Source organism: Mesorhizobium sp. M2A.F.Ca.ET.042.01.1.1, from assembly GCF_003997405.1.
Taxonomy (GTDB): domain Bacteria; phylum Pseudomonadota; class Alphaproteobacteria; order Rhizobiales; family Rhizobiaceae; genus Mesorhizobium.
Genome location: NZ_RZRX01000324.1, coordinates 1 through 5,779, shown reverse-complemented (window position 1 = coordinate 5,779; position 5,779 = coordinate 1). Strand labels below are relative to the sequence as shown.

The 5,779-nt window shown below is 65.7% G+C and carries 6 protein-coding genes; 2 read left to right on the top strand and 4 right to left on the bottom strand.

Annotation, left to right across the window (positions count from 1 at the left end):
- From EOA23_RS30685 to EOA23_RS30670, 4 genes are all read right to left on the bottom strand, one after another.
- Positions 1 to 262, bottom strand: a 262-nt coding sequence (locus EOA23_RS30685; RefSeq protein ID WP_127306879.1) for an ATP-binding cassette domain-containing protein, incomplete at its 3' end; no start/stop codon positions are given.
- 88 nt (positions 263 to 350) lie between these two features.
- Positions 351 to 1,358, bottom strand: a complete 1,008-nt coding sequence (locus EOA23_RS30680; protein WP_127306878.1) for a substrate-binding domain-containing protein — start codon at positions 1,356 to 1,358, stop codon at positions 351 to 353.
- An 81-nt stretch (positions 1,359 to 1,439) separates the two neighbouring features.
- On the bottom strand, positions 1,440 to 2,345 hold the full coding sequence (locus EOA23_RS30675) for a sugar phosphate isomerase/epimerase (protein ID WP_189341766.1): 906 nt from the start codon (positions 2,343 to 2,345) through the stop codon (positions 1,440 to 1,442).
- Between the two features lie 2 nt (positions 2,346 to 2,347).
- Positions 2,348 to 3,379: a Gfo/Idh/MocA family oxidoreductase gene (locus EOA23_RS30670; protein WP_127306876.1), complete on the bottom strand. Its 1,032-nt coding sequence runs from the start codon at positions 3,377 to 3,379 to the stop codon at positions 2,348 to 2,350.
- A 197-nt stretch (positions 3,380 to 3,576) separates the two neighbouring features.
- Here EOA23_RS30670 and EOA23_RS30665 point away from each other — a divergent pair, with 197 nt between their 5' ends.
- Positions 3,577 to 4,602, top strand: a complete 1,026-nt coding sequence (locus tag EOA23_RS30665; RefSeq protein ID WP_127306875.1) for a LacI family DNA-binding transcriptional regulator — start codon at positions 3,577 to 3,579, stop codon at positions 4,600 to 4,602.
- Between the two features lie 287 nt (positions 4,603 to 4,889).
- A partial coding sequence (locus EOA23_RS30660) for an esterase-like activity of phytase family protein (RefSeq protein WP_145966526.1) occupies positions 4,890 to 5,779 on the top strand: 890 nt, incomplete at its 3' end.

Genomic DNA, 5,779 nt, shown 5'->3' with positions numbered 1-5,779 from the left:
ACAGGAACACGGTCTCGATGCCGGCGTCGCGCGAACGTGCCGCGCTCCATCCGCTGACCGGCTTGCCGCGCACCAGGATTTCGCCGCTGGTCGGCCTGACCACGCCGGACAGGATCTTGATCAGCGTTGATTTGCCGGCGCCGTTGTCGCCAATCAGCCCGACCACTTCGCCGCGATCGACGCTGAGGTTGACGCCGCCCAGCGCATAGACCTGGCCGTAGGATTTCTTGATGTCGCGCAGTTCGATGATGCGTTCGCTCATGCGATCCTCGCTTGAATTGTCTGTTATGCCTGCCTCGTCCGCAGGCGGTCCCGCCGGCCGGGTTGGGTCCGGCCGGCGGCCTGGGAGGTCAGCGCAGCGCCTGCTTGGCGAGCTCTGAGACGATCTCGTAGTTCTGCGGCGTCACGAAGCCGGCGCCAGTGTCGACGTTCATGGGCGCAAGACCGAGCACCACCTGCTGGCAGAGACTGAGGATCGGCAGATAGCCTTGCATGAACGGCTGCTGGTCGGCCGTCAGCTGCACCCAGCCGCCCTTGAAGGCCTCGACGATCTGCGGGCTGGTGTCGAAGCCGAAATTGAAGATATCGCCGGGCTTCCTGCCCGCCGCCTGCATGTAGGTGGCGACATTGCCGAGCATCTGCCCGCCGGGATAGCCGACCGCCTTGACACCGGGATTGTTGAGCAGCGCCGCAGTGATAGGCGGGATCGCGAGATTGGGATCGGCTGCCCATTCGGTTTGTGAATTGATCTGAACGACATCGACGCCGGCCTCCTTCAGCGCGGCGACCGTCCCACGCTCGCGCGCGCCGCGGCTCTCATTCTCGAACGGTCCGATCATGATCGCCTTGTCGCCGGCCTTCAGCCCGGCCAGCTTGAACGCCTCGGCGCCGAGCGCGCGCCCCTGCTGCTCCTGCTGCGCGCCGACATAACCGCCGCCGAACGCCGCCACCACGGTCGGTACCGGAACGTTCTGGTACATCATCTTGATGCCGTCCTTATGCGCCTGTTCGGCCAGCGGCATGATCGCAGCGTCGCCCGGATGGCCCATCATGGCGATGCCCTGCGGCTTGACGGCGACCGCCTCGCGCAATTGCTGCACCATCTTTTCGACGTCCCAGCCGGAAAAGATGTAGTCGACCTTCGGCCCGAGATCGGCCGCCGCCTGCTTGGCGCCATTATAGACGATCGTGCCGAAGGCGTCGCCCTCGGCGCCGCCAACGAAGAAGCGGATGTGGACGTCCTTGCACCATTGGGCGTCGAGCGCCTTTGCCGGCAAGGTGGAAATCGAGGCGCAGAGCGCCGTGGCGGCCGCCACGACGGTCGAGCGCAGAACAGTCCTTCTGATCGTGATGCTCATGCACGTTCCTCCCTTTGGTCCCTCGCGACGGAGGGTTTCGACAATGATTTGGATCGGCCGGCTCCTCCCGCCGGCCGGCACTCAAACCGGATTGGGCAGGTAGCTGCTCCCTCCCCGGCATTGCTTCAGATAATCGAGAGCGCGCGCCTGGCCGGTGATCTCCAGATCGCCGCGATAGACGGGGTCGTGCCAGCCTTCGATGTCGATCGCGCCCTTGTAGCCGGCCAGCCGCAATTCGCTGATCACCCGCGTCCAGTCGCTATCGCCAAAGCCCGGCGTGCGCATCTGCACGAAAGGCAGGCGGCCGAACACGCCATGCTCGCGGATCACGTCCCAGCGCACCGTCGCGTCCTTGCCATGGACATGGAAAATGCGCGGCGCCCATTTGCGGATCTGCGGGATCGGGTCGATCAGGTAGACGAGCTGATGGCAGGGCTCCCATTCCAGCCCGAGATTGTCGTTGGGCAACTCGTTGAACATCAGCTCCCATGCGTCCGGATTGTGGGCGATGTTCCAGTCGCCGCTCGCCCAATTGCCGTCCATGGCGCAGTTCTCGAAGGCGATGCGCACGCCCTTGTCGGCGGCGCGCCTGGCCAGCGGGCCCCACACCTCGCGGAAGCGCGGCAGGCTGTCGGTGAGCTTCTTGCCGCGCAGGCGGCCGGTGAAGCCGCAGACCATCGAAGTGCCGAACAGATGCGCGTTGTCGATCACCGTCTCCCAGGCCGCGAGCACGCCGCGATCGACCTCGCCGCTCTCAAGCGGATTGCCGAAAACGCCGAGCGACGACACGGTGACGTCGGCATCACCGATCGCGTCACGGATTTCGCCGGCGAGGCGCCTCAGGTCCTTGCCGCCCAGCGTCTGCCAGAAGAAGGGCTGGATGCTCTCGAAGCCAAGCGGCAGGATTTGTTTCACGTAGGCGGCCGGATCGTCGAGATTGGCCCGCACCATGGTGCCGATCCTGATATCGAGAAGCGGGTTCGGCATCGTCATCCTTCCTGGGTCGGGATCGCCACGCGCCGTCCGGTCTCCGCGCTTTCGATCGCGCCGAAGACCATGGCGAGGCTTTTGATGTTGTCGGCGCCGCGGGTCTCCGGCTCGGTGCCGGTTTGGATCGCGCGCATGAAATCCTGGATGATGCCGAGATGTCCGCCCACTCGATCGGCCGGGTCGAGCGCCGGCACCTCGATGGTTTGCGTCTTGTCGATGATACCGTCGCGGCCCGACGCGACCACCTCCGCCTTCAGCCCGTCATGGCCGTCCCACAACAGACTGCCGCGTTCGGCGACGATGCGCCAGCTGCCTTCCCAGCTGGTGCGGAAACCGTCTGCGCACCAAGACCCGGCATAGGTGAAGACCTTGCCGCCGCCGAGGTCGAAGACGGCGCTGGCCGACGAGCCCTGCCGGTACCAGGAACTGGCCGGCTCCCATTCCTGGCAATAGACGCTGGCCGGCTCGCCGGCGACCATGTAGCGCGCGGCGTCGAAAGTGTGGATCGCCATGTCGAGCAGCAGCACGTGGTCCATCTCCTCGCGAAAGCCGCCGAAATGCGGCGCGATGAAGAAATCGGCATGGATGCTGGTCGGCCGGCCGATGGCGCCGGAGTCGAGGAAGCGCCTGATCCGCCTGACATTGGCGACATAGCGCCGGTTCTGGACGACGGCATGGATGCAGCCGGCGCGGCGCGCCGCATCGAGAATGGCTCGCGCATTTTCCGGGCTGTCGGCCAGCGGCTTTTCGGTCAGCAGGTGGCAATGATGGGCAAAGGCAGAAAACGCGATCTCGCGGCGGGCCGCCGGAACCACGACATCGAACACGGCGTCGGGTTTCGTCTCGTCGAGGACGGCGTCGACGCTGGTACCGACGACTGCGTTGCTGAGATCGTATTCGCGCGCCCTAGCCTGCGCCCGCTCGGCATCGAGGTCGACAAGGCCGGCAATGGCGAGCCCGTCGATCTGCCTTGCGGCATCGAGCCACTGCCTGCTCATGGCTCCGCACCCGACCAGGACGACCTTCATCATCCAGCGCTCCTCCTCCGCTCGGCCCCTCCAGTCCGAGTGTCACGGCATTTCCGGCATCACCGTAAACGTTTTTCCGTAAACGTTTACGAGAACACACCCGATGGCTTAGAATGTCAATCACCTGCTCGCGAAAATCGACACCCACTGCTTGGCCTGAAGGGCGGCCGGTGCTAGCGAAGACAGGGGGAGAACCGGCCTTGGCGTCCAGCATCCACGATCTCGCGCGTCACCTGAACATTTCGATCGGCACTGTGTCGCGCGCGCTGAACGGCCGCGCCGATGTCAACGCGGAGACGCGCCAGCGCGTGCTGGAGGCCGCCAGGAAGCTGAACTACTCGCCCAACCAGTCGGGCCGGAGTCTCAGGAAAGGTGCCACCCATTCGATAGCCTTCATGCTGCAACCGCATCCCGGCGACCAGCAATATGGCGAGCCATTCTTCATCCCGTTCCTGACCGGCCTGCAGGCGCGGCTTGCCGAAAGCGAGCTCGATCTGATGGTCGTCATGGGTGAGCCCGGTCAATATCAGCCGGAGAGGCTGCGCCGCGTGGTTGAGACGCGCCGGGCCGACGCGGTCGTGTTGGCCAATACACGGCGGGAGGACGACCGGATCGACTATCTCAGCAAGGCCGGCTTTCCCTTCGCCACGCTTGGCCGAAGTCAATCCGGCGGCGATACCTATCCTTCGCTCGATATCGATTTCGAGAGGGCGGGTGAGGAAGCCGTCGACCGGCTGGTCGCGCGCGGCCACCGCCGCATTGCCGCCATCCGCCCTTCGCTCGATCTCAACTTCGGTTACCTGTTCCTCGACGGCTACCGCAAGGCGCTGCAACGGCACGGCATCGAGGTCGACCCCGGCCTGATCGCCGACGGCTTCATCAACGAGACCGGCGGCTATCAGGTGACGCCGCGCGTGATGCTCTCCAAGGACCGGCCGACAGCCATTATCTTCAACAATGACGCCATGGCGCTCGGCGGCTGCAAGGCACTGGCCGAGATGGGCATCAGGCCTGGCCACGACATCGCGGTGATCGTCATCGTCGACACGCCGCTTTGCCGCTACTTCTCGCCGACGCTGACCGCCTTCCGTCCGTCGCTGGAGCCGATGGGCCGCCGGCTGGCCGAGATGCTGCTCGCCTCGCTTCCGGCTTTCGCCGGTCCCGAGGGCACGCGCATCATCCGCGAGGTCTGGCCGCTGGAGCTTGTCGCCAGAGAGAGCGATTGAGGCGCGCCTTTCCCTTCTCCCCCTGTGGGAGAAGGTGTCGCCGAAGGCGACGGATGAGGGGGGTTCCAGGGAACGCCAGCGCCTCACTCTGCTGGAACACCCCTCATCCGTCTCGGCGCTATCGTGCCGATCCACCTTCTCCCACAAGGGGAGAAGGAAGAAGCGCCGCCTGTCACGCAACCATCACGTTCACGTCCTAGACCGCTCGGCGGCAAGGGCTGGTTGCATCGTCGGCGCCGCGCCCTTTTGAGCCAATGGCCGCTCTGCTCGTCACGAAGGGGATTTCCATGAAACATCTCAACCGAACCGTCGCGCTCGGCGCGGCACTTGCCCTGTTCACCGCCATGACGCCGGCGCTCGCCGACGGCGTCGCCTACGTCAACAAGGGGCTCGTCGGCGTCGGCCGCATTCCGGCCAGCCAGAAGGACAAGTTCGGCGAGACGTTCGGTTCGGGTTCCGGCATGTCGATCGACACCAAGGGCTGGGCGCGCGATGGCGCGGGCTACAAGGGCTCGCTCTGGCTGCTGCCGGACCGCGGGTACAATGTCGTCGGCACCACCGATTACCGCCCGCGCCTCAACACCATCGCGATCGAGCTGACTCCGACCGCTCCAGGTGCCGCGCCCGCCGGCGGGCAGGAACAAGCCGGCGTCAAGGCGACGCTCGCCGACACCATGCTCTTGACCGACGATAAGGGCGCCGATGCGACCGGCCTCGACCCGCTCAACGGCGTGCGCGAAGCCGCCGGCGACATGCCGATCCTGCCTCAGGCCGACAACGGCAAGCTTTCGCTGGACGACGAAGCGATCGTGCGCCTGCCCGACGGTACCATGTTCATCTCCGACGAATATGGCCCCAACATCTACCGCTTCTCGGCCGAAGGCCGCTTGATGTCGGCGACGCAGCCGCCCGCGGCGCTGGTGCCGATGCGCCACGGCAAGCCGAACTTCGCTTCCGACAATCCCGGCCCGGGCTCCGCCGAGCCCGATCCGAAGGACCCGGAGACCGGCCGCCAGAACAACCAGGGGCTCGAAGGCATGTCGATGACGCCTGACGGCAAGTTCCTGATCGCCGTGCTGCAGTCGGCGACCCGCCAGGACGGCGGCGATTCCGGCTCGACGCGCCAGAACACCCGCGCCCTAGTCTATGACGCTTCCGACCTCGCCCACCTCAAGCT

Bases quoted from the DNA above. Each gene is read 5' to 3' on its own strand.
- EOA23_RS30675 (WP_189341766.1), bottom strand. From the start codon at position 2,345: ATGCCGAACCCGCTTCTCGATATCAGGATCGGCACCATGGTGCGGGCC.
- EOA23_RS30670 (WP_127306876.1), bottom strand. From the start codon at position 3,379: ATGATGAAGGTCGTCCTGGTCGGGTGCGGAGCCATGAGCAGGCAGTGG.
- EOA23_RS30680 (WP_127306878.1), bottom strand. From the start codon at position 1,358: ATGAGCATCACGATCAGAAGGACTGTTCTGCGCTCGACCGTCGTGGCG.